We start from the raw sequence: 23,238 nt of genomic DNA, 5'->3' as shown, positions 1-23,238 counted from the left end.
ATGCACCCTGTAAAAATAAGATTGGTGTGCTGCTACTCCAGCCCGAGGCTGTCGCGCAGAATATTCAGGCGTTCACTATCCCCGTCACGGGCGGCCTGTTGAAGTGATTTGGTTGGTGCATGGATCAGGCGGTTAGTCAGTTTCCAGGCAAGATCCTGCATAATGGCTTGCGCATCACCGCCCTGTTGAAGGGCGGCCAACGCTTTGGCGGTCAGTTCATCACGGATCTGTTCTGACTGACTGCGATACTCGCGGATAGTGTCGCTTGCACCCTGGGCACGCAGCCAGGCCATAAACTCACTGGTTTCCTGCGCTACAATCGTTTCGGCTTCCACAGCAGCCGCTTTGCGCTGCGCCAGGTTATGCGAAATGATGCTTTGCAGATCGTCAACGCTGTACAAGTAGGCGTTGGACAATTTGCCCACTTCCGGCTCGACATCGCGCGGTACGGCGATATCCACCAGCAACATAGGCTGGTTGCGACGGTTTTTAAGCGCACGCTCTACCATTCCTTTACCGATAATCGGCAGCGGACTGGCGGTTGAACTGATAATAATATCGGCATCCTGCAAGCGGGCGTCGATATCGCTCAATGAAATCACTTCGGCGCCGACTTCATTCGCCAGCACCTGCGCGCGTTCACGCGTACGGTTGGCGATGATCATATTCTTCACTTTGTGTTCGCGCAAATGACGCGCGACCAGCTCGATGGTCTCGCCTGCGCCGACTAACAGCACGGTTACCGTGGAGAGCGATTCAAAGATCTGCCGCGCCAGCGTACAGGCGGCAAAAGCCACGGAAACAGCGCTGGCGCCGATATCGGTTTCGGTACGAACACGTTTAGCGACAGAGAACGATTTCTGGAACATGCGCTCCAGCGCACTGGCGTTCTGGTGGCCTTTCTGCGAATCCGCAAAGGCTTTTTTCACCTGTCCCAAAATCTGCGGCTCGCCAAGCACCAGCGAATCCAGACCACTGGCAACACGCATCAGATGGCTGACGGCGTCATTGTCCTGGTGCCAGTAGAGGCTATTGCGCAGATCTTCTTCATTAAGATTATGGTATTCGCACAACCAGCGAATCAGCGCTTCTTGCAGGTTATCCTGCTCTTCCACGCTGAGGTAAATCTCTGTGCGGTTACATGTCGACAGCACTACCCCGCCCTGCACCATTGGCAGCGCTTGCAGGCTGTCCAGCGCCTGATCGAGCGTATCCGGCGAAAACGTTACGCGTTCTCGCAGCGATACAGGTGCCGTTTTATGGTTAATACCAAGCGCTAAAAGGGTCATGTGAGCGGGAATAGTACCAGCGTTGATAAGGTTAGACTGGGTGCATCATACAGGATGCGTGCGGTCAATAAAAGAGACAGCCCCCTTTTGGAGTAATAGCTTAGCGCACAAATTTAAGCGATTTAAGATAACTTGAACGTAGACGATGTCAGATGGTGGCGCTAGCATTGAGAGTTATAACTGCAACGTATCTCAAGGATTTGTCATCATTATGACCCTGCCTGATTTTCGCCTGATTCGCCTGCTGCCCCTTGCAGCCCTGGTTCTTAGTGCCTGTACCCTCAACGCGCCGAAAGGTCCCGGCAAAAGCCCCGATTCCCCACAGTGGCGCCAGCACCAGCAGGAAGTACGCGCCCTGAACCAATATCAGACGCGCGGTGCGTTCGCTTATATCTCCGATCAACAGAAAGTGTATGCCCGCTTTTTCTGGCAGCAAACCGGACAGGATCGCTATCGTCTGCTGCTGACCAACCCGTTGGGAAGCACGGAACTGGAACTCAATGCGCAGCCGGGCAACGTTGAACTTGTCGATAACAAAGGTAAGCACTACACCGCCGACGACGCCGAAGAGATGATTGGTAAACTGACCGGCATGCCTATTCCGTTGAATAGCCTGCGCCAGTGGATCCTTGGCCTGCCGGGTGACGCTACCGATTACAAGCTCGACGACCAATATCGTCTGAGTGAAGTGAACTACAGCAAAGACGGTAAAAGCTGGAAAGTGGTCTATAGCGCCTACGACAGCAAAACGCAGCCTGCGATGCCGGCCAACATGGAGCTGTCCGACGGCTCCCAGCGTATTAAGCTGAAAATGGATAACTGGATTGTGAAATGATGAGCCATTGGCCCTCTCCGGCAAAACTGAATCTGTTTTTATACATTACCGGGCAACGTGCGGACGGTTACCACACGCTGCAGACGTTATTCCAGTTTCTCGACTATGGCGACGAGATTGGCATCAATCTGCGCCACGACGGTGAAATTCATCTCTTAACACCGGTGGAAGGCGTTGCACATGAAGATAACCTGATCGTGCGCGCGGCACGTTTGCTGATGAAGACGGCGTCTGCGACCGCTCGCCTGCCCGCAGGAAGCGGCGCGGACATCAGTATCGAAAAACGCCTGCCGATGGGTGGCGGCCTGGGCGGTGGTTCGTCAAATGCGGCCACCGTTCTGGTGGCGCTGAATCATCTCTGGCAGTGCGGGCTTTCGGTTGATGAACTGGCGGCAATCGGCTTGACGCTGGGGGCGGATGTTCCCGTGTTCGTGCGCGGCCACGCAGCCTTTGCCGAAGGCGTGGGAGAAATCCTGACGCCGGTCAATCCCCAGGAAAAATGGTATCTGGTCGCTCATCCGGGCGTCAGCATTCCAACGCCGCTCATTTTTAACGATCCTGACCTCCCGCGTAACACGCCAAAAAGGTCAATAAAAACGTTACTAAAATGTGAATTCGGCAATGATTGCGAGGTTATCGCAAGAAAACGTTTTCGCGAGGTTGATGCGGCGCTTTCCTGGCTGTTAGAATACGCGCCGTCGCGCCTGACTGGTACAGGGGCCTGTGTCTTTGCTGAATTTGATACAGAGTCTCGTGCTCGCCAGGTGCTTGAGCAAGCCCCGGAATGGCTCAAAGGCTTTGTGGCGAAAGGCGTCAACCTCTCCCCTTTGCATAGAGCGTTACTCTAAATCATTCGGGTTTCAGGAAGATGGCGAGATGACGGAGCGCCTGGCGCATACAACAGTATGTACTGGTGTGAGGAATTAACGCCAACGCACATGAAACGCGAAGGATGAAGGGTAAACCGGGCAAGCTGAGTTGCGGTGACAACGTCACCCTGTTCCAGACGTTGCATCGCGCTCTTTAATACACCGCATGGAGAGGATACTGCCTGGCCCGCACAGTTTTCGGCAGATTCTTTCCACCAATGGACGCATGCCTGAGGTTCTTCTCGTGCCTGATATGAAGCTTTTTGCTGGTAACGCCACCCCGGAACTAGCACAACGTATTGCCAACCGCCTGTACACTTCACTCGGCGACGCCGCTGTAGGTCGCTTTAGCGACGGCGAAGTCAGCGTACAAATTAATGAAAATGTACGCGGTGGTGATATTTTCATCATCCAGTCCACTTGTGCCCCTACTAACGACAACCTGATGGAATTGGTCGTTATGGTTGATGCGCTGCGCCGTGCTTCCGCAGGCCGTATCACCGCCGTTATTCCTTACTTCGGCTATGCACGTCAGGATCGTCGCGTACGTTCCGCTCGTGTACCGATTACCGCTAAAGTCGTCGCTGATTTCCTGTCCAGCGTTGGCGTTGACCGCGTCCTCACCGTTGACCTGCATGCTGAACAGATCCAGGGCTTCTTTGACGTACCGGTTGATAACGTATTCGGTAGCCCGATCCTGTTAGAAGACATGCTGCAACTGAACCTGGACAACCCGATCGTGGTTTCTCCGGATATCGGTGGCGTCGTGCGTGCCCGTGCAATTGCTAAACTGCTGAACGATACCGATATGGCTATCATCGACAAACGTCGTCCGCGTGCGAACGTTTCTCAGGTGATGCACATCATTGGTGACGTTGCAGGTCGTGACTGCGTACTGGTTGATGACATGATTGATACCGGCGGTACGCTGTGTAAAGCAGCAGAAGCACTGAAAGAACGTGGTGCAAAACGCGTATTTGCTTACGCAACCCACCCGATCTTCTCAGGTAATGCGGCAAACAACCTGCGCAACTCAGTGATTGATGAAGTCGTTGTCTGTGACACTATTCCACTGACTGACGAAATCAAAGCACTGCCAAACGTGCGTACATTGACCCTGTCGGGTATGCTGGCCGAAGCGATTCGTCGTATCAGCAACGAAGAATCCATCTCTGCCATGTTCGAGCATTAATCGAGCCCGGCTCAAAAACCCGCTGCGGCGGGTTTTTTTATCTGTAATACTTATTTGTATGACTTTTGCCTCCTTCACCTGCCATTTAGTTGACAGATGATGCGCTCATGGATGAAACATTATTGTGAACAGACTATTTTCCTCACATGTGATGCCTTTCCGCGCCCTCATCGACGCTTGTTGGAAAGAAAAATATACCGCTTCTCGCTTTACCCGTGACCTGATCGCCGGGATAACCGTGGGGATCATTGCCATTCCGCTGGCAATGGCCCTGGCAATAGGCAGTGGCGTTGCGCCGCAGTACGGTCTGTATACCTCCGCCGTCGCTGGGATTGTTATCGCCCTCACCGGGGGGTCGCGCTTTAGCGTCTCTGGCCCAACCGCCGCCTTCGTGGTGATCCTGTATCCGGTGTCGCAACAGTTTGGGCTGGCAGGCCTGCTGGTTGCCACGCTCATGTCCGGGATATTTCTGATCCTTTTCGGCCTCGCCCGCTTTGGTCGCCTGATCGAATATATTCCCGTGTCGGTTACGTTAGGCTTTACGTCGGGTATTGGTATCACCATCGGTACCATGCAGATTAAAGATTTTCTTGGCCTGCAAATGGCCCATGTACCGGAGCACTACCTGCAAAAAGTTGGTGCGCTGTTTATGGCCTTGCCGACCATCAACTTCGGCGATGCCGCCATTGGCGTTGTAACGCTGGGGATCCTGATTTTCTGGCCTCGTTTGGGGATCCGACTACCGGGCCACCTTCCTGCACTGCTGGCAGGCTGTGCGGTAATGGGAATTGTGAACCTGACCGGTGGTCACGTTGCGACCATCGGTTCCCAGTTCCACTACATTCTGGCTGACGGCTCACAGGGTAACGGTATCCCGCAGTTGCTGCCGCAACTGGTATTACCGTGGAATATGCCGGAGTCAAACTTTACCCTGAGCTGGAGTTCGTTACAGGCGCTGTTACCGGCAGCCTTCTCGATGGCGATGCTGGGGGCGATTGAATCTCTGCTGTGCGCCGTCGTCCTCGACGGGATGACCGGCACCAAGCATAAAGCCAACAGCGAGCTGATTGGTCAGGGGCTGGGTAACATCGTCGCGCCGTTCTTTGGCGGTATCACCGCCACGGCGGCAATTGCCCGTTCTGCGGCCAACGTCCGCGCCGGGGCAACCTCACCCATTTCTGCGGTCATCCACGCGATTCTGGTGATCCTGGCGCTATTGGTTTTAGCGCCGCTGCTTTCCTGGCTACCGCTTTCCGCCATGGCCGCACTGCTGCTGATGGTGGCATGGAACATGAGTGAAGCCCACAAAGTGGTGGATCTGCTGCGCCATGCGCCAAAAGACGACATCATCGTCATGCTGATGTGTATGTCGCTGACGGTGCTGTTCGACATGGTTATCGCCATCAGCGTCGGGATCGTTCTCGCCTCTCTGCTGTTTATGCGTCGTATTGCGCGCATGACGCGTCTGGCGCCGGTCAACGTTGATGTACCAGGCGATGTTCTGGTGCTACGCGTTATCGGACCGCTGTTCTTTGCCGCAGCGGAGGGATTATTTACCGATCTCGAGTCGCGTATTGCGGGTAAACGCATTGTGGTATTGAAGTGGGACGCAGTCCCGGTGCTGGATGCCGGTGGTCTGGACGCCTTCCAGCGTTTTGTTAAACGTCTGCCGGAAGGTTGCGAATTACGTATCAGTAACCTGGAGTTCCAGCCGCTACGTACTATGGCGCGCGCGGGTATTCAGCCTATACCAGGACGTCTGACGTTCTTCCCGAATAAAGACGCCGCGCTGGCGGATATCAGCTGACGCTCAGCCCGACCAGGCGAAGCGCCCCGGGCTACAAATGACAGGTATAAAAATGGCTCCCGCGGGAGCCATTTTTATACCAAGCTTAATGCTTACGCTTTCAGCAGTTGCTCAGCCGTCGCCTTCACGCTCGCCAGCAGGGCTTTCACATCCTCCAGGCACACGGTCGGGTTCAGCAGCGTCAGCTTCAGGCAGGTGATGCCATCGGCTTCGGTGACGCCGACGTTGGCGCTACCGGAAGCCAGCAGCACGTCGCCGATACGCTGGTTGAGCAGCGCAACAAACGCCAAATCGTCGCTTGCCGGACGGAAGCGGAACAGTACGCTTGCCAGCTGCGGCTCCATCACCAGCTCCAGATGCGGCTGGGTTTTCACAAACTCAGCCACATCGCGGGCCAGCGTTACGCCGTTATCGATAATTTCGGCATACTGCTTTTTACCCAGCGCTTCGAGGCCCATCCACAGCTTCAGCGCGTCGAAACGGCGCGTGGTCTGCAGCGACTTCGACACCAGGTTCGGCACGCCGTGCTCTTCATCGAAATCAGAGTTCAGGTACGCCGCCTGGTAGCGCATCAGCTCGTAGTGACGCGCGTCTTTTAACAGGAACGCGCCGCAGCTGATGGTCTGGAAGAACTGTTTGTGGAAGTCCAGCGTCACGGAGTCTGCCAGTTCAAGACCGTTCAGGAAGTGACGATACTGCTCAGACAGCAGTAACGCCCCGCCCCATGCCGCATCGACGTGCATCCAGATCTGGTGCTCTGCCGCCAGCGCCGCGATATCGGCTAACGGATCGATTGCGCCCGCATCGGTCGTCCCGGCCGTGGCGACAATCGCCATCACCTGCTCGCCGTTGGCTTGCGCCTGGGCCAGCTTGTCTTTCAGGTCAGCGAGATCCATACGTGAGAACGCATCGGTCTTCACCTGAGTAACGGAACGGTAGCCCAGCCCCATCAACGCCATGTTTTTCTGCACGGAGAAATGCGCGCTTTCAGAGCAAAACACTTTGATTTTGCTCAGGTCGCCGGTCAGACCATTCTGCTGAATGGAGTGTCCCTGGCGAGCAAAGAACGCGTCGCGCGCCAGCATCAGGCCCATCAGGTTACTCTGGGTGCCGCCGCTGGTGAACACACCTGCATCACCTGCCGCATAGCCCACCTGCTCACGCAGCCATTCGATCAGTTTGATCTCAATGATCGTGGCCGACGGGCTTTGGTCCCAGGAGTCCATGCTCTGGTTAGTGGCGTTGATCAGCACTTCCGCCGCCTGGCTAATCACCAGGCTTGGGCAGTGCAGGTGCGCCACGCACTGCGCATGGTGAACCAACAGGCTGTCTTTGAGAAAGTATTCAACCGCACGCTCAATAGCGGCCTGGTTGCCCAGGCCTTGAGACGTAAAATTCAGGTTGATACGTTCGCGCAGCTGTTCAACGGTTTTGCCCTGATACATCTCAGACTGCTTCAACCATTCAACGACCGCTTGCGTACTCTGCTCGATAGCGTCCTGGTAGGCAGCAATGCTCTGCGCCGAGCCGGACAGAATCGGGTTTACGTCTGACATTCGATCCAACTCCGTTTAAACCGGCTTTACGCCAGCGCCCAGCAGGGCGTTTTCGAATTTATCGAGGAACACTTCCAGCTCAGCGTTAGTGATCAGCAGAGACGGCAGCAGGCGCAGTACGCAACCGTTACGACCACCGCGCTCCAGAATCAGCCCGTTTTCGAAGCATTTTTTCTGCAGCAGCGCAGACAGCTCGCCATCGGCCGGGTAGCAGCCCATGTGATCCTGCGCTTCGTTCGGCTTAACGATTTCCAGACCGATCATCAGACCCAGACCGCGCACCTGGCCAATCACCGGGTAGCGTTTCTGCAGGTCAGCCAGTTTGCCTTTCAGCCACTCGCCCTGGGCGGCAACTTTGTCGGCAATCTTGTCATCTTTAAGGATCTTCAGCGTTGTCAGGCCAGTCGCCATCGCAAGCTGGTTGCCGCGGAAGGTACCGGTATGGTGGCCCGGAGCCCACGCATCGAACTGCTTCTTAATCCCCAGAACCGCCAGTGGCAGACCGCCGCCCACCGCTTTGGACATGACGATGATGTCTGGCTCGATACCCGCATGTTCGAAGGCGAACAGCTTACCGGTACGCGCGAAGCCTGCCTGGACTTCATCGATGATCAGCAAAATGCCGTGTTCCTGAGTGACTTTACGGATGCGCTGTAACCACTCGACCGGCGCCGGGTTCACGCCGCCTTCGCCCTGCACGGCTTCAAGGATAACCGCAGCCGGTTTACGCACGCCGCTTTCAACGTCGTTGATCAGGTTTTCGAAGTAGTAAGTTAATGCTTTCACGCCAGCCTCACCGCCGATACCCAGCGGGCAGCGGTACTGATGTGGATACGGCATAAACTGCACTTCCGCCATCATGTTGCTGACGGCTTCTTTCGGCGACAGGTTGCCGGTTACGGACAGCGCGCCGTGGGTCATCCCGTGGTAGCCGCCGGAGAAGCTGATAATGCTGGAACGGCCGGTTACTTTCTTCGCCAGCTTCAGCGCCGCTTCAACGGCATCGGCGCCGGACGGCCCGGTAAACTGCAGGCAATACTCTTTGCCCTGGCCCGGTAATAAAGACAGTAAATAAGATGAAAATTCATCTTTTAACGGCGTGGTAAGATCAAGCGTATGTAACGGTAAGCCGCTTGTGATGACACTTTGAATGCTCTGCAGCACTTCAGGATGATTGTGACCGAGCGCCAGGGTACCGGCACCTGCAAGACAATCAAGATATTGATTATTTTCTACGTCAGTAATCCAGACGCCCTGCGCTTTCGCAATCGCTAATGGCAGTTTACGTGGATAGCTGCGGACATTAGATTCAAACTCAGCCTGTCTTGTTAAAAAGGTATCATTGCTCTGCGGTAATGAATTAGCACTTAAAGTATCAATACGGACTTTATCCGTCATCATATCACTCCTACAACCAGGTGTAGATTAACGCCTGATTGAATAAATGGTTATAAGGATTACCTGTAAAAAAGCGCGGCTAATATATGTTGTTTTAGCACAGGACTCAATCATTTATTTTCCAACGTCTTAAATGAGCATTTTTACCTTAAAATTCAAAGCATAAATTACATCTGACATTAGGAAATCATAAACAAATATAGCTATTTATTTTACAAAATTGTTGCCAGTCGCAACGTATACGATGTTATAAAAACCATGAGGTTTTCATGTTTTTATTATTTTTTTACATGTTTTTACCATTAATAATGTACGCGTTTATTCACTACGACATGATTTTTCACTTATTTTTCGATAAATCGAATAAAAAAGTCGATCCCTAAATATAAATCACTTAGTATGGCGCGCTTATTTACAGGCTCTGTAAATAAAGAACTAATGCGCAGCACCCGGTAACGCGTACAGGCGACACGCGTTATCGACAACAGGTATTCCCTGGGTTGTCAGCAGAAATGTTCGCGGGCGGACATTTCGTAAGGAGAACGTGCGTTCCCTTATGCCGAGAATGAAAATTTTCTAGCCATACTTTTATGGCGCCCTGATATGAGATTGTTATGACTCGCATTTATCCACCATCCATCGTTGCCAAATTTGGCGGCACCAGCGTCGCTGATTTTGATGCGATGAACCGCAGCGCCAGCATTGTTCTTGCTGATCAAGATGTCCGTTTAGTCGTTTTGTCTGCTTCCGCAGGCGTAACAAACTTACTGGTCGAGCTTTCTGAAGGTCTGGAAACACATCAACAATTAGATAAGCTTGAGACGTTACGCGCCATCCAATACAACATTATTTCCCGCCTGAAGCAGCCGTCCGTTATCAGCACGGAAATCGATAATCTTCTCAATAACATACGCCGCCTTGCAGAAGCGGCGACGGTTTCACCGTCCGATGCGCTAAGCGATGAGTTAGTCAGCCACGGCGAACTGATGTCCTCTTTGCTGTTTACTGAAGTATTACGTGAACGGCACGCCGAAGCCGGGTGGTTTGACGCCCGCAGCGTAATGCGTACCAACTCGAACTACGGCTGCGCTGAACCGGATCTCAGCACCCTGCACTACCAGGTGGAGACTCATCTGCGCCCGCGTCTTGAACAGGCTATTATGGTTACCCAGGGATTTATTGGTCGCGACGCAGGCGGGCATACCACAACGCTGGGACGCGGCGGGAGTGATTACACCGCCACGCTACTTGGTGAGGCGCTGCACGCCGCACGTGTGGACATCTGGACTGACGTTGCCGGGATCTACACCACCGATCCGCGCATTGCACCACGGGCCAAACGGATCGACCATATCTCATTTTCCGAGGCCAGCGATATGGCCGCCTACGGTGCGAAGGTTCTTCACCCGGCGACGCTGCTCCCGGCAATGCGGAAAAACATTCCGGTCTTTGTTGGCTCAAGTAAAGATACTTCTGCCGGTGGTACGCTGGTGCACAACACCACCGATAATCCACCGCGTTATCGGGCACTCGCCGTGCGCCGTAAACAGACGCTATTACGATTACACAGTTTGCAGACACAACCGCCCTGTGCTTTTCTGGCGCAGGTATTTGCCATTTTATCCCACCACGCGGTGGCAGTGGATTTGGTCACGACATCAGAAAATTGTATTGCGCTGGCGCTGGACGCCACTCATGCGACATCGGGTGAGGACCATATTCTGAGCACGGCATTGTTTACCGCATTGTCCTCCCACTGTCGGGTGGAAGTGGAAACCGGACTGGCATTAGTCACTTTGGTGGGCAATAAACTGACCCAGGCTGCGGGGGTTTGCAAAGACGTTTTTGCCTGGCTCGAAGAGCATACGGTACGCATGATTTGCCACGGCGCATCAAACGATAACCTGTGCATTTTGTTACCGGCCGACGCGGCGGATAGCGCGGTTAAGACGTTACATTATCGATTATTCGAATAACATCTCTGCAAATGCGCAGCGAAGATAAGCGCATTTATCCAGGACAACATGAACAAGCAGAGGACTGGTTTTCAACCAGGACTCTGCCCGCAAACAGTGGCTCTCGCAGCGGAGAGGCTATTTAGTTGTGACGATGATTGGTATCACCGCGACGGCAGCGTTTGTCATAATGACGTACCCACCAGTAACGGTCACTGATTTGTTCGTGCCCGCCGACTCTGGCCCCCGCTAACCAAAGAACGCCGCCGACAAAAATACTGAGCACGGCACCATGTGCGAAAAACTGTGGCAGATTAAATTGCGGCAATTGGTTTAAAATAGAGTAACCAACGCCACCCACCATCACCACCAACCCTAAAGCCATGAGCACGTTACCGAGTAACGAAGCGTTTTTGCGTTTCATGTGTCACCTCCGGAACTTTGGGTTGTTACAGGGAATACCCCTAATCCTTATGTGTAAAGTATAGACAACACTGCCGTTCGCAAGTGCGGGAGCGATCACAATTACAAACACCCGCGCAACAAAACTTTACAAATAAGCTACTGAACACACTCAATTTCTAATAGTCCAGTTTCGCAATTATTCAGTTTTCTGAGGATAAGCACGCAGTTTTTTGTCAAGCGCAGCGCCAGACAGTAAACTACACGTCGTTTATAGATACATTCAGGACAAAACACGTGTCGATTAAATTGATTGTCGGTCTGGCAAACCCCGGCGCAGAATATGCGGCAACGCGGCATAACGCCGGTGCTTGGTATGTTGATCTACTGGCAGAGAGACTACGCGCGCCCCTGCGCGATGAGCCGAAATTCTTCGGCTACACCTCCAGGGTTACGCTCGAAGGCGAAGATGTCCGCCTGCTGGTGCCGACCACATTTATGAATCTGAGCGGCAAGGCGGTCGGCGCGATGGCCAGTTTTTATCGCATCAACCCCGATGAAATTTTGGTTGCGCATGACGAACTAGACCTGCCGCCAGGGGTGGCGAAATTTAAGCTTGGCGGTGGTCATGGCGGACATAATGGCCTGAAGGACATCATCAGCAAGTTAGGCAATAACCCTAACTTTCATCGTTTACGCGTTGGAATTGGCCATCCGGGCGATAAAAACAAAGTTGTCGGGTTTGTTTTAGGCAAACCGCCTGTTTCTGAACAGAAGTTAATTGATGAAGCGATTGACGAAGCGGTCCGTTGTACCGAGATTTTGTTCAAAGATGGCCTGACTAAAGCAACGAGCCGGTTACATACCTTTAAAGCGCAATAAGCACCGATGTGCGGCATTTTGCTCGCGTGCTGTGTATAATAGGCGAAGTTATTTACTTTTCTACAATCTGTTTTCCATAACAGATTGAATATCAAAAGATTAAGGTGATTTAAACATGGGATTCAAATGCGGTATCGTCGGTTTGCCAAACGTAGGCAAATCCACCCTGTTCAACGCGCTCACAAAAGCGGGTATTGAAGCGGCAAACTTCCCGTTCTGTACTATCGAGCCGAACACGGGTGTTGTCCCGATGCCCGATCCGCGTCTGGATCAGCTGGCCGAAATCGTCAAACCGCAGCGCATCCTGCCAACCACGATGGAATTCGTTGATATCGCGGGCCTTGTAAAAGGCGCCTCTAAAGGTGAAGGTCTGGGTAACCAGTTCCTGACTAACATCCGCGAAACCGAAGCTATCGGCCACGTGGTGCGCTGCTTTGAGAACGACAACATCATCCACGTTAATAACAAAGTGGATCCGGCTGACGATATTGATGTTATCAATACCGAACTGGCGCTGTCCGATCTGGATACCTGTGAACGCGCTATTCATCGCGTACAGAAAAAAGCCAAAGGCGGCGACAAAGACGCCAAAGCTGAACTGGCTGCCCTGGAAAAATGCCTGCCGCAGTTGGAAAACGCTGGCATGCTGCGCGCGCTGAAAAATCTGACTGACGAAGATAAAGCGGCCATCAAATACCTGAGCTTCCTGACGCTGAAGCCGACCATGTATATCGCCAACGTCAACGAAGACGGTTTTGAAAACAACCCGTACCTCGACAAGGTACGCGAAATCGCCGCTGCTGAAGGTTCCGTGGTGGTAGCTGTTTGCGCCGCCGTTGAAGCCGACATCGCAGAGCTGGACGACGCCGACCGTGAAGAGTTTATGGCCGAGATGGGTCTGGAAGAACCGGGACTGAACCGCGTGATCCGCGCAGGCTATGAGCTGCTGAATCTGCAGACCTATTTCACCGCGGGCGTGAAAGAAGTACGTGCATGGACCATCCCTGTCGGCGCTACCGCTCCGCAGGCGGCCGGTAAAATCCACACCGACTTCGAGAAAGGATTCATCCGTGCACAGACTATCGCGTTTGAAGACTTCATCACCTACAAAGGTGAGCAAGGCGCGAAAGAAGCCGGTAAGATGCGTGCAGAAGGGAAAGATTACATCGTGAAAGATGGCGATGTGATGAACTTCCTGTTCAACGTCTAAATAAAATCTGCTGTATCATGAGGTTTCGCTGAATCTCAACAAGACGAAAAAACCTTTTAAAACCACGCACTTGCGTGGTTTTTTTATTGTCAATACTTCTCATTACATCCTATGTAAACCCAATCAAAAAGGGGTGGCGAAAACTCAACGATCTGAACGCCCTGGCCTGTTATGAACTGGGTATCGCCTGGATGCTCACCGGGGAGCAGGCCTATTTCACGCGGGTGCGGGACATTCTCATGGCGTACGCGCGTTACTACCCCGGCATGCCGAACACGGGAGGATCCCCTATAACGGCCCCGGAAAAATGAATGCCCAGACGCTCTGTGATGCCCTGTGTCTGTCCGGGTTTGTGAAGGGATACGATCTCATTTATGACGCACTGGCCCCGGCAGAACGAACCACCATCGAGCGCGACTTGCTTCGGGCCTGCGCAGAATTTCTCATCAGCAAACGCTGGAAGCAGCTGCATAATCATGAAGTACGGATCAACAGTGCGCTGGCCATGACTGGCGCTGTGCTGGATGACCCCCGCTACCTGCAGACCGGCGTCAATGCCGTCTGGGGTCTGCACGACCAGCTCCATTTGAGCGCATGGTCCGCTACACCCATCAGGACTACAGCCTGATGACGCAGCCGTACTACAGGCAAATGCTCGACCTGCCCATTAAGCTGCTGATGCCGGATGACACCGAGCCCGCATTCAATGACTGCATCCCGATGAAAGATACGGTGACCTACCCTGACCTTATGAGTTTGCCTACGCCTGCTACGGGGAAGACAACTATGCGCGCATGCTCTCCATCATCTATGACAAGGAGCCCCGACCCAGCCTGGGTGCCTTCCTGTACGGCGATCCGCGGCTGCGCATCACGGAGCCGGTCCGGGAGACGGGTAATTATCACGACCCGGATAACGGTATCACTATCTTCCGCAATTCCGATCAGGGTCAGGCAGTGGTCGTCAAGCACACTCCCTACGGGGGCGAGCACGATCACTACGATAAGCCCGGGCTCATTATTTACGACCAGAACGTGGCCATTCTTCCTGATATGGGCACCACCGGTTACGGGGCTCCGATGCACTACAGCTACTACAAGAACACGCTTACCCATAACGTCCAGTGTGCAGAAGAGTCCAACCGCCACCCGCCAATCCGCAGATACTGAGCTTTACAGAGACGGAAAAGTACGCCGAGGTGACGGTCGAGGTAGACTGGCGTGAGCCTCCACCCGATGTGCCCAGCCTGACCCATATAGAGTGGAACACCCACGCCTACCGGGACATTGTTTATCGCCGGAAGGTGATTGTGTATGAACACATGGTGGTGGATATCACCCGCGTGACCAACCCCAACCGCCGTCAACTGGATAACATCCTGCACATTGACGGCGAACGGCTGGCGACCACCGGGAGCAACCTGCCCCAGTGTGACTTTGATAAAAGTGACCCGATGTTTTACTTCAGCGAATGCTTCGTCAGACCGATGGGGCGGACGCTCGCAGTGCCGTTCCGCACCCTGATGGGGAAAAAAATCCAGATCCACTGCGCCTGCAGTGATCCGAAGGCAAAGCTCCACCAGTTGCAGGGCCCGGCAAACCCGCCCCTGACGTCACTGAGCTACCTGAAAACCCGCTCACGGGCACCGGAGTTCATCAGCGTTCACGTCATTGACCTGCACCCGGAAGAAGACCTGATGCGTAATGTGTTTATTTCACTGCGGCAAAATACCGTCAATATCGCCTCAGATTTACAGCGGGAGATTATCACCCACCCTATCTGATGTCCTATATTAGCTACTGTGCCTGACGATACGCTATCTTCCACAATCAGGCCATTCGGACACGGAGCGGCTGAATTCAGGAGAACCAGCCTTAGGGCTGGTTTTTTGCTTTCTGAGACTCTGGCATATTTCTAAAAGTAAATGGTACGTTTTGTCGGGATACTTACAGTTAGAATTCTTAAGCAGTACAACTGCATTCATTTGATTTAAATCAACATTATGCACAACTAAAAGCATCAATCACTGTTGTTCACACAACGTTTTATTGACTACTCAAAATAGGAACAAATCAACGCTGACCGTACAATGACCATAAATGGTAGTACCAACACACTTGTTCAACATATTTTGTGGGAATAAGTTTCATAGCAGGATTTCAAAACTAGTTATGGCTAATAGAGTTAACAGGGACACTTACATGACAAGGTTATTCAAAAAATTTAGAATCTTCAGACGAAACAGAACACCCATTACTTCTAAGTTAGGTGCAAAATTCAGGCCTCTTCATTTCGCAAAATGTAGTACTGACAGGCGCTTTGCCGGAATTTTGCTAGATCCATCACAGCCAAAATTTCTCACGGTGTCAGAACTCGCTCCTGCAGACGTTCTATTCTGCTCATACGATGAAAATGATCTGACGCATGGAATAATTTCGCATGGCTCATCTGGAGACTATGTGCATGTTGCGATCTACGTTGGCGATGGAAAAATAGTTGAGGCAATAAAACCGGGTGTTATAGAAGATACTCTAGACAACGTGATATCTCGCTATCCTTACGTAGCTGTTTGTCGGTGCCCTGGTACAGAACCCACCGGACTACCTGGGCTTAGTGACAAAGTAGTAGCATTCTGTAAAAAGCACGTTGCACTGCAAACACCATATAATCTTTTAGGTGCCATCATATCCCCCATTCTTGAACTAAAAGAGCTGAAGAAACAGTCCAAATGGCCTAGACGGTTCACGGGAAAACAGAAAAAAAGAAAGCCTAGAAATTCTTTCTTTTGCTCAGAATTCGTTATACAAGCCTTTACTTATGGTGGATATATTAGCGAGGAAACAATGGACTCTGCTATGTACTCACCAACAGCTCTTGCTGAAGAGAGTGACTTTTGGTTGATCGGTTATCTTGGCAATCTTGATATGGCGGAACACATCCGTAAGCATGACCTCTTTCTAACGGGAGGGATTTCTCCTGAATAATGCCTCAATGGGTATTATTTTTACTGGGTAATTGCAGCCTTCTTCTCACGCAAGCAGCCAGTTAAGCATCCCAACGAGATTGGGATCTGCGTCAGGAGCGCAAGTTAATAGTCTTAGAAATCAAGCTAATTAGCATAATATCGCTTAACTGAAGGGATATGGAGCAGCAGAAATAAATGAAGACACGGCAGTATGCACAAAAATCTATCTTCGATCTGGAAGTAATCTTCGAACAGTCCCGCAACAATGTTAATGAACTTGAACAGTTGTTGAGCGAGCTGGCCTTTCGCAACACTGCCAGGGCGCGGGCTCTGACGTCTAAAATCGAGCAATCTCTAACTGCACTCAGCGACCGCACCGAGGTCGCCATGTCGGCTTCCAGCTCATCGACATGTAATCCCGATTCGGCGTCCATACCATTTTCTCAAGCTGTGCCCCACAATGCGCCCACAACTATACCGAAGACCATCCCAGACTCTGCCATGCAAGAGAAATTCGACAAAAACCAAATCGATCTAGGTCCGCTCCCGTCTTTTTCTCCATCAAATAAGGCGAATGATGCGCGAGCAATACTGGCAGCATGGACAGCCCTCGAAGCACTGTCGCCTCAAGGTTATAAACGCCCAGAGGATATGGCAACCGGCGACCGCTCCAGGGTTGCTCTATTGGAGCGAGGTATTCCATGGGGACCAAATGCCCGCAGCAAGCCCAGTTATAAGCTTTATTTCGAGGTCGTCCTCGGCTCTATCGCTCTCGACAAGGCGACGGACGAGCTGGTCAAGGTCTTTGGCGAGGATGAGGAGCATTCACGCCCGGACGGTAAGAAAGCGGCCATTGGCTCGATCCTAATCGACAAAGAAGGCTATGTGCTTGAGGACAAAGGCGTTGCCGTTTCCAGTTTTGCCTGGGCACTCAAGCCGGCTCTCGATCTGAAGCTTGGAAGCTTAGGGAATTGGCCGAATGTTGAGCCGCGCATTATCGAGCATCTGGATCGAATAGTTCGCCGCCACAACGAGGATGGAGAACCCATACCGATCGATCTGAATGTTGTTCATAACGCTTATAAATGGCTTGTATCGCAGTTCAGTGTACCGGAGCATTTGGTTGAGCCACCCACATTCGCGATTAAGGTGTTTCATCATTTCAAGGCCAAGGCGCTGCCTGAACCTTCGTTACTGAATTCCTTCTATCTTGAAGATCTCGGTGAAGCAACCAAATTGCTCGAGACGGGCAAAGCCGGAGCCGGTTTGCGCCGCTACATGGGAATTGGCAGGCCTGAACAGAAAATCGACGTGCTATCGCCCATTTCCGCAGTTGAGCCATTCGTCGCACCGTCGCTCATGCCGCAGGCTCGTTGGCCTTCGAAAGGCGGCCATCCACTGGTGCTGCTTCAACAGGCTGCCGTGAATGCGGCGCGTGCTGAGCTGAATGATGCTCCAGGTATCATCGGCGTCAATGGGCCTCCGGGAACCGGAAAGACCACTCTTCTGCGAGATATTGTCGTTGGGTGCATTCTTGATCGGGCCACGGCGATGTGCGGCTTCAATAAACCGCAGGATGCCTTTTCCACAACAGGCGAGAAGCTGGCATTCGGCTCCAATGCATTCCTGCACTTCTACAAGTTACATGCATCCTTAAAGGGCCATGAGATCGTTGTAGCGTCCTCCAATAACAAAGCGGTCGAGAACGTCAGTAAAGAGCTTCCTCTCAAGGAAGCCAATGGTCGTCATGAACAAATCGCCTATTTTCGGTCCATCAGCGACCTGATTGCGAACCCCAAACGCATCGGCTATTTCGAAGCCGAGACTGAGGGGGACATCCCCTCCGACCCAGTCGAAACCTGGGGGCTGATTGCCGCTGCTCTCGGCAAGAGCAGCAACCGAGGCGCGTTCCAGCAAGGTTTCTGGTGGAATGAAGACGGTGGTTTCCTTACCTACCTGAAAGCAGCTCGCGGCATAAATGTCATGCGTGAGATCAAGGACGAACGAACAGGCGAAATCATCGATCGCGTAATGCCCAGCGTGGTTGTCAATGAGCGGCCCAGCACCAACGAAGCGGATGCTGCTGCAGCCTGGCTGAAAGCGCGAACCGCATTTCTTAAACTCAAGGAAACGGTAGACGCCGAAATCGCCAGCATAGAAGGGATGCGACGGGATATCCAAGCGCTCAAGGGAGCGATCACCGAACTTCAAAGGGCTGAACAGCGTCGACCGAGTCTGAATGAAGCCGTCGAAGAGGCACACCAGATTGCTGAATCCTGCCAACGAGAGCATGAGAAGGCAAAATCGCAGATCGAGCAGGACAAGATCATGCTCGACAGCCATCTTGCTTGCCGTCCAGGTTTCTTCTCCCGTTTGTTTGCGACTGCGGCCTGGAAGTCGTGGAGATCGACACTGCAGAAGCTCTCGGCGACCTTGCAGCAATCAGTCATACGGGCGCAGGGGACGGACGGTGCCCTGGAGCTTGCAAGGGCTGAGTGGAGCAATACTGAGTCCCAGTTACAGCAACTCGACCAGGAAATTTCCAGCAAGTGTCAGGCTGTCTCGAAATTGAAGGCAACCGAGGCACAGGCACGAAACCGTATGGGCGACAGGGTCGTTGATGAGAGGTTCTTCGAGCGCGAGCACGAGGCTATCCACCTCACTGCACCATGGCTTCCCGATGAGGTTCATCGCCTGCGGGAGGATCTTTTCGCCGCTGCCCTGACTGTGCATAAAACGTTCATCGATGCTTCGGCCAGCCGCTTGCAACACAACCTTGGGCTATTGATGTCGGGCATGGTGGCTGGTGCCTTCCAGTCTTCCGCTCACCGTGAACTTCTCCCCGACCTTTGGTCAAGCCTTTTCATGGTGGTGCCGACCGTGTCCACGACATTCGCCTCTGTTCGGACGATGTTCGGGGATCTGCCACCAGAGAGCATTGGCTGGCTTCTGGTAGATGAAGCGGGCCAGGCAGTTCCTCAGGCAGCAGTTGGAGCTATCATGCGGGCAAAGCGCTCCATCGTGGTAGGTGACCCGTTGCAAATCCCACCTGTAGTTTCACTTCCTGAAAAGCTGAACGCCGAAATCTGCAAGTTCTTCAACATTGACCAGATCGAATGGTCTGCCCCCGCAGCATCTACGCAGACCCTTGCTGATCAGGCATCGCGCTTCAAATCCACCTTCGTCATGGACGTAGGCGATCGAGAAGTCGGGCTGCCACTCCTCGTTCACAGGCGTTGTCAGAACCCAATGTTCGATGTTTCTAACTCCATCGCCTATGCCGGGCAGATGGTCCATGCTGTCGGGTCTAAAAGACCTGGATCTATCGGCTCGGCATTGGGGAGATCTCGCTGGGTGGATATCAATGGCGATGCTGAGACGAAATGGTGCCCCGACGAGGGCGAAGCGGTTGTACGGATGCTCAAAGAGCTTGCAGCATCGGGCATTACAAATCCGGACATATTTATCATTACACCATTCAAGATCGTAGAGCAGAACATGCGTCGGCGTTTCGACAGAGAGACCGATCTGCTGCGGGCGTTCGGCGCAAAATTGGATGAGTGGTGCCGTGATCGTGTAGGCACGATCCACACGTTCCAGGGTCGAGAAGCGGACACGGTAATCCTGTTGCTGGGTGCGCCGAAAGCGAGTCAGCAAAGGGCGCGTCAGTGGGCGGCCAGCCCGCCAAACATAATCAATGTAGCCGTCTCACGCGCCAAGCAAAACTTGTATGTGGTCGGCTCGGCTACTGCATGGGCTGGGGCGGGAACTAGTCTGCAGGTCCTGCATCGGCAATTGGCGCAATCAGCCTAACAATCTCTGAGGTGGCCCTCATTATTGAGGGCTCATCGCGACTCATTTTTGGCTAACTTCAGTAATGGGCTGGCCGCTATGTGTTAAAAGCTGACATTTCTCACATAATAGTCAAGCAGTCACTTTTCACCGCCCATCCAAGCTTGATAATTCTTACCGCTCCCCTTATATCCACACTGAGGAATAACCTCTGACATGGCTAAGGAGTATGATTATGGGGCTTAAACCTGGTCCAAAACCAATTGCAAAATCAACAGGAAAACCCGATCAACGCAGACGTGATAATAAGGATACACCCGGCAATACCCCAGGACTGAAACCAAGCAAATCAACTGGGAAGTAATCGTTCAAGGGTATGGAGAATTCATCTATACCCTTATCTCATCAAATCAGTCTGCTTTAGCCCGTTTAGTGCCAATAGCAGACATTCTTTATACGGGTGAATTTAATTATAATTACTTAAAGTTGGACTAGCTTGTTCAGGGGGTTAACACGTGGTTAAATATGGGCTGCCGTTAAAATAAGCGTTAGGCTACTCTGAAATTTATCAGTCGTCACGGAGACACTATGAGAATTCCAAATAGTCGTAACCCCAGTTTGATGTCGAGCCTCAATCCAACCCTCACGAGCAGTATCAATCCTCAACTAACTAGCAGCATGAACCCAAAGCTGACGTCAAGCATCAACCCCAAACTTACCCCCATATGCATGTAGATTTTTGGGGGTGTCAGTAGACGTCAGAATACAAGCGAGAGCTGGAAGATGCTGATTATAAGGTTTTTCAGTGAACTGTAGTAGACTTTGAGAGATGCTTGATTGGTGCGATAATAGGAGTCGAACCTACGACCTTCTCATTACGAAAGCAAGCCAACTCCAAAATGAGTACAAAAATGAGTATGCTGAAGATAAATTTTTTTAATAAAAAATTAAATATCAATAAAATATAATTAAAATCACGGCTCAACGTCTAGACGCGTTTAACAATGAGATTTCAAAATCCACGCCACGGCGTGGATTTTTCATTTTAGTCTTTTTTTAAATCCACACCTGTAATTTACTCAGGCATGTTCCAGCCAGTGCCTGAATATTGGGGTTTGCAGTATTCCTTGAAAATCAATCAACCCCGAACAACCAAGTTTCTTGATCAGATTTTGCCTGCTCAGGTAAATCGTTTTTAAGTGCAGGTTCAGCAAGCCAGAAATTTCAGAAATAGTTCGTCCTTCCCCTAATTGCGTTAAGATGTATTTATCCCGTTCAGTCAGGACGATATTTATTTCAGCTTGCTGGTCGTGTTCAGTATCAATGCTGATAATTTCAGCGATAAATTTTTTGATTGAGGCTACGCCACTGTCTACAGGAAGCCTGTAGAATGAAAGTTCATTGAGGTACTGATACAGATGACCATCAATCAGAAGCACCAGCCGATGCGTCCTGAGATCATAGTTTTGTTTTTTTACAGTGTTGAAGTAGTTGATCGTAAAGAAAACAAGACGCACATTCTTATCTTTATACTCTATATCAGCGAGAATATTCTCCAGACCTTGCCTGATAAAAACATCATCAATCCACAAGTATGCTTGTCTGGCGTGTTCCTGAACTGTATTCATCATTTATGACCTCTAAAAAATCACAATTAACCTGACGGGGTTCAGAACGAATAGCTGGTTGAAAGTGACTCATAATCTGCATATAAAGATCGGTTAATATAGCATTCTTCTCATTCTTCAGCTGTGCACTGAGCGCCTGAACAAGAACGTCATCACTGACATAACCCATTTTTAACATCACATTACGCTCTAAGTTCTTGTATAAAGCGCACTGGAAAATATAATTTTCCGGAATTGAATTAATCATATCAAGCCCATAATAATGTAGTCTAAGAATGAGAAGATGCTATGTGTAGTCTTAATTCAAAGTATACAAATACTCAGCACATACTATGGATGCTGGAGCTTCATGATTATATAATAATTTTATTAGACGTCGTCAGCTGTATAGCGCAACACTATTTCCAGTGTTTTTCTGATGATATCAGCCTGAACAACATCTGTTGTCGATTCCAGTGAAGCAATTAGGCTTAAAATGATGTTTTTATTATTAACATTATCGCCAGCTAAAATCACATTTGTTACTGCCTGCCCCAATACAACGGATTCATCTGCTAATAGCTCACCGGCATTACGGAAGTAACTCGACAAAGCCTTATCTGCAATTGCTCTGTGAACATTCATTTCCTGAAGCATAGTCACCTCGCTTGTATAGTATGGAAAATGGTCTCTAATGTAATTTAGGCTTTTTACTGCCACTGAATACACTCTCATCAACAGTTCTTTCCGGTTTGGGGTTCATCCTTGCCGGATTAGAATCTGTGAAATCATGAATTATGCTGTCAATAAGATGTCTACGCCCGGCATCCACTTCACTCGCCTTCATAAGACGTAATTGCTTAATCAATGCGGGTAATGATATTACCGTGTTCATGCGCAAAATCTGTATAACAGCTAAACCTGTAATTTCGTGTTTCAAGCGTTCATGGTCAGTTTTCTTCATAACTACTTCACTACTTTCCCCATTTATATGTTTTAGGGTGTCCCTTTATTCGAAGAGCAGGCCGATTAGGGCATTGTAATGCTTCTGTTCGTCCTCACCAGATGCTTTTTCAAGACGGTTCAAAAGCTTGGCACAAAGTGACTTTCGGCTCAGGTTGCGTCCATCTTTTAGTATCTCAGTGACGATTTCTCCCAATGTTTCCTGCTGCGTAGGAAGATGCGCTTTTGCAAAGTAACGAGAAATTGCGTTTGCGGAATCAGTGAGAACTCTGTGCTGCTGCATATGTTGCTCCTGTAACAAAATGCTGATGAGTATTAAGTTTTATAACAGTAGCAAAGTTGTACCAAAAATGTGTACACGAAGATAAAGCAAATTTTAACATAAAGTGCTATATGATATTTTTCAATGAATTAGAGTGAAAATAAAAAGTACAACACCTCCAGGTACTGTACAGCCTTTGTTTCCCGGGAGCGGTTATGGCGTCTGTATAGCCTTACACGTGTAAATTTATGGTT

Annotated in this window: 21 protein-coding genes; 12 read left to right on the top strand and 9 right to left on the bottom strand. The window is 51.1% G+C overall.

Features of this window, described 5'->3' with window-relative positions:
- Positions 1–32: 32 nt before the first annotated feature.
- Positions 33–1,289 carry a glutamyl-tRNA reductase gene (gene hemA / locus KQJ18_RS03640; protein WP_121529130.1) on the bottom strand — a complete coding sequence of 419 codons (1,257 nt, stop codon included), beginning with the start codon at positions 1,287–1,289 and terminating at the stop codon, positions 33–35.
- Between the two features lie 211 nt (positions 1,290–1,500).
- On the opposite strand from hemA, the gene lolB reads away from it, so the two are divergent.
- From lolB to dauA, 4 genes are all read left to right on the top strand, one after another.
- Positions 1,501–2,124 (top strand): lipoprotein insertase outer membrane protein LolB, encoded by a 624-nt coding sequence (gene lolB / locus KQJ18_RS03635; RefSeq protein WP_003020792.1) that lies wholly within the window; start codon positions 1,501–1,503, stop codon positions 2,122–2,124.
- Positions 2,121–2,972: a 4-(cytidine 5'-diphospho)-2-C-methyl-D-erythritol kinase gene (ispE, locus tag KQJ18_RS03630; protein WP_038641157.1), complete on the top strand. Its 852-nt coding sequence runs from the start codon at positions 2,121–2,123 to the stop codon at positions 2,970–2,972. Before lolB ends, ispE begins: the two co-directional genes overlap by 4 nt.
- Positions 2,973–3,237: 265 nt before the next feature.
- Positions 3,238–4,185, top strand: coding sequence for a ribose-phosphate diphosphokinase (gene prs / locus KQJ18_RS03625; RefSeq protein ID WP_001518537.1), 948 nt, complete (start codon positions 3,238–3,240; stop codon positions 4,183–4,185).
- 124 nt (positions 4,186–4,309) lie between these two features.
- A complete protein-coding gene (dauA, locus tag KQJ18_RS03620; protein WP_074458524.1) occupies positions 4,310–5,992 on the top strand; it encodes a C4-dicarboxylic acid transporter DauA in 1,683 nt (560 codons plus the stop codon).
- 92 nt (positions 5,993–6,084) lie between these two features.
- Here dauA and KQJ18_RS03615 read toward each other — a convergent pair whose 3' ends face one another.
- Together KQJ18_RS03615 and KQJ18_RS03610 are read right to left on the bottom strand one after the other, a co-directional pair.
- A complete protein-coding gene (locus tag KQJ18_RS03615; protein WP_216421431.1) occupies positions 6,085–7,557 on the bottom strand; it encodes an aspartate aminotransferase family protein in 1,473 nt (490 codons plus the stop codon).
- Positions 7,558–7,563: 6 nt separating this feature from the next.
- Positions 7,564–8,949 carry a diaminobutyrate--2-oxoglutarate transaminase gene (locus KQJ18_RS03610; protein WP_216421430.1) on the bottom strand — a complete coding sequence of 462 codons (1,386 nt, stop codon included), beginning with the start codon at positions 8,947–8,949 and terminating at the stop codon, positions 7,564–7,566.
- Positions 8,950–9,560: 611 nt separating this feature from the next.
- Between KQJ18_RS03610 and lysC the strand changes: the two genes are divergently transcribed.
- Positions 9,561–10,922: a lysine-sensitive aspartokinase 3 gene (lysC, locus tag KQJ18_RS03605; protein ID WP_216421429.1), complete on the top strand. Its 1,362-nt coding sequence runs from the start codon at positions 9,561–9,563 to the stop codon at positions 10,920–10,922.
- A gap of 121 nt (positions 10,923–11,043) precedes the next feature.
- Here lysC and ychH read toward each other — a convergent pair whose 3' ends face one another.
- Positions 11,044–11,325 carry a stress-induced protein YchH gene (gene ychH, locus KQJ18_RS03600; protein WP_003833480.1) on the bottom strand — a complete coding sequence of 94 codons (282 nt, stop codon included), beginning with the start codon at positions 11,323–11,325 and terminating at the stop codon, positions 11,044–11,046.
- Positions 11,326–11,600: 275 nt separating this feature from the next.
- Here ychH and pth point away from each other — a divergent pair, with 275 nt between their 5' ends.
- From pth to KQJ18_RS03565, 7 genes are all read left to right on the top strand, one after another.
- Entirely contained in the window at positions 11,601–12,185 is a 585-nt protein-coding gene (gene pth / locus KQJ18_RS03595) for an aminoacyl-tRNA hydrolase (RefSeq protein ID WP_085048075.1), read from the top strand.
- 115 nt (positions 12,186–12,300) lie between these two features.
- Positions 12,301–13,395 carry a redox-regulated ATPase YchF gene (ychF, locus tag KQJ18_RS03590; RefSeq protein WP_038641169.1) on the top strand — a complete coding sequence of 365 codons (1,095 nt, stop codon included), beginning with the start codon at positions 12,301–12,303 and terminating at the stop codon, positions 13,393–13,395.
- Between the two features lie 307 nt (positions 13,396–13,702).
- Positions 13,703–14,023, top strand: coding sequence for a hypothetical protein (locus tag KQJ18_RS03585; RefSeq protein ID WP_216421423.1), 321 nt, complete (start codon positions 13,703–13,705; stop codon positions 14,021–14,023).
- Between the two features lie 166 nt (positions 14,024–14,189).
- Complete coding sequence (locus KQJ18_RS03580; RefSeq protein ID WP_216421422.1) at positions 14,190–14,564, top strand: heparinase II/III family protein; 375 nt, start codon at positions 14,190–14,192, stop codon at positions 14,562–14,564.
- 29 nt (positions 14,565–14,593) lie between these two features.
- Positions 14,594–15,178 carry a hypothetical protein gene (locus tag KQJ18_RS03575; protein ID WP_216421421.1) on the top strand — a complete coding sequence of 195 codons (585 nt, stop codon included), beginning with the start codon at positions 14,594–14,596 and terminating at the stop codon, positions 15,176–15,178.
- Positions 15,179–15,596: 418 nt separating this feature from the next.
- Complete coding sequence (locus KQJ18_RS03570) at positions 15,597–16,379, top strand: hypothetical protein (protein WP_216421419.1); 783 nt, start codon at positions 15,597–15,599, stop codon at positions 16,377–16,379.
- Positions 16,380–16,555: 176 nt separating this feature from the next.
- Entirely contained in the window at positions 16,556–20,173 is a 3,618-nt protein-coding gene (locus tag KQJ18_RS03565) for an AAA domain-containing protein (protein WP_216421418.1), read from the top strand.
- A gap of 1,058 nt (positions 20,174–21,231) precedes the next feature.
- Here the strand turns inward: KQJ18_RS03565 and KQJ18_RS03560 are convergent.
- The 5 genes from KQJ18_RS03560 to ycgZ form a co-directional block, all read right to left on the bottom strand.
- Positions 21,232–21,783, bottom strand: a complete 552-nt coding sequence (locus tag KQJ18_RS03560) for a LuxR C-terminal-related transcriptional regulator (protein ID WP_199965869.1) — start codon at positions 21,781–21,783, stop codon at positions 21,232–21,234.
- The gene (locus KQJ18_RS03555; RefSeq protein ID WP_199965867.1) at positions 21,734–22,027 is read right to left on the bottom strand and encodes a hypothetical protein; all 294 of its coding nucleotides are present in this window, start codon (positions 22,025–22,027) and stop codon (positions 21,734–21,736) included. Before KQJ18_RS03555 ends, KQJ18_RS03560 begins: the two co-directional genes overlap by 50 nt.
- 122 nt (positions 22,028–22,149) lie before the next feature.
- Entirely contained in the window at positions 22,150–22,416 is a 267-nt protein-coding gene (locus KQJ18_RS03550) for a biofilm/acid-resistance regulator YmgB/AriR (RefSeq protein ID WP_038641176.1), read from the bottom strand.
- 34 nt (positions 22,417–22,450) lie between these two features.
- Positions 22,451–22,723: a hypothetical protein gene (locus KQJ18_RS03545; RefSeq protein WP_038641178.1), complete on the bottom strand. Its 273-nt coding sequence runs from the start codon at positions 22,721–22,723 to the stop codon at positions 22,451–22,453.
- A gap of 45 nt (positions 22,724–22,768) precedes the next feature.
- On the bottom strand, positions 22,769–23,005 hold the full coding sequence (gene ycgZ / locus KQJ18_RS03540) for a regulatory protein YcgZ (RefSeq protein ID WP_038641180.1): 237 nt from the start codon (positions 23,003–23,005) through the stop codon (positions 22,769–22,771).
- Positions 23,006–23,238: the final 233 nt, after the last annotated feature.

The sequence above is a fragment of the Citrobacter sp. S55_ASV_140 genome, from assembly GCF_018919505.1.
GTDB lineage: Bacteria > Pseudomonadota > Gammaproteobacteria > Enterobacterales > Enterobacteriaceae > Citrobacter > Citrobacter werkmanii.
This window is presented reverse-complemented; position numbering and strand designations above follow the sequence as displayed.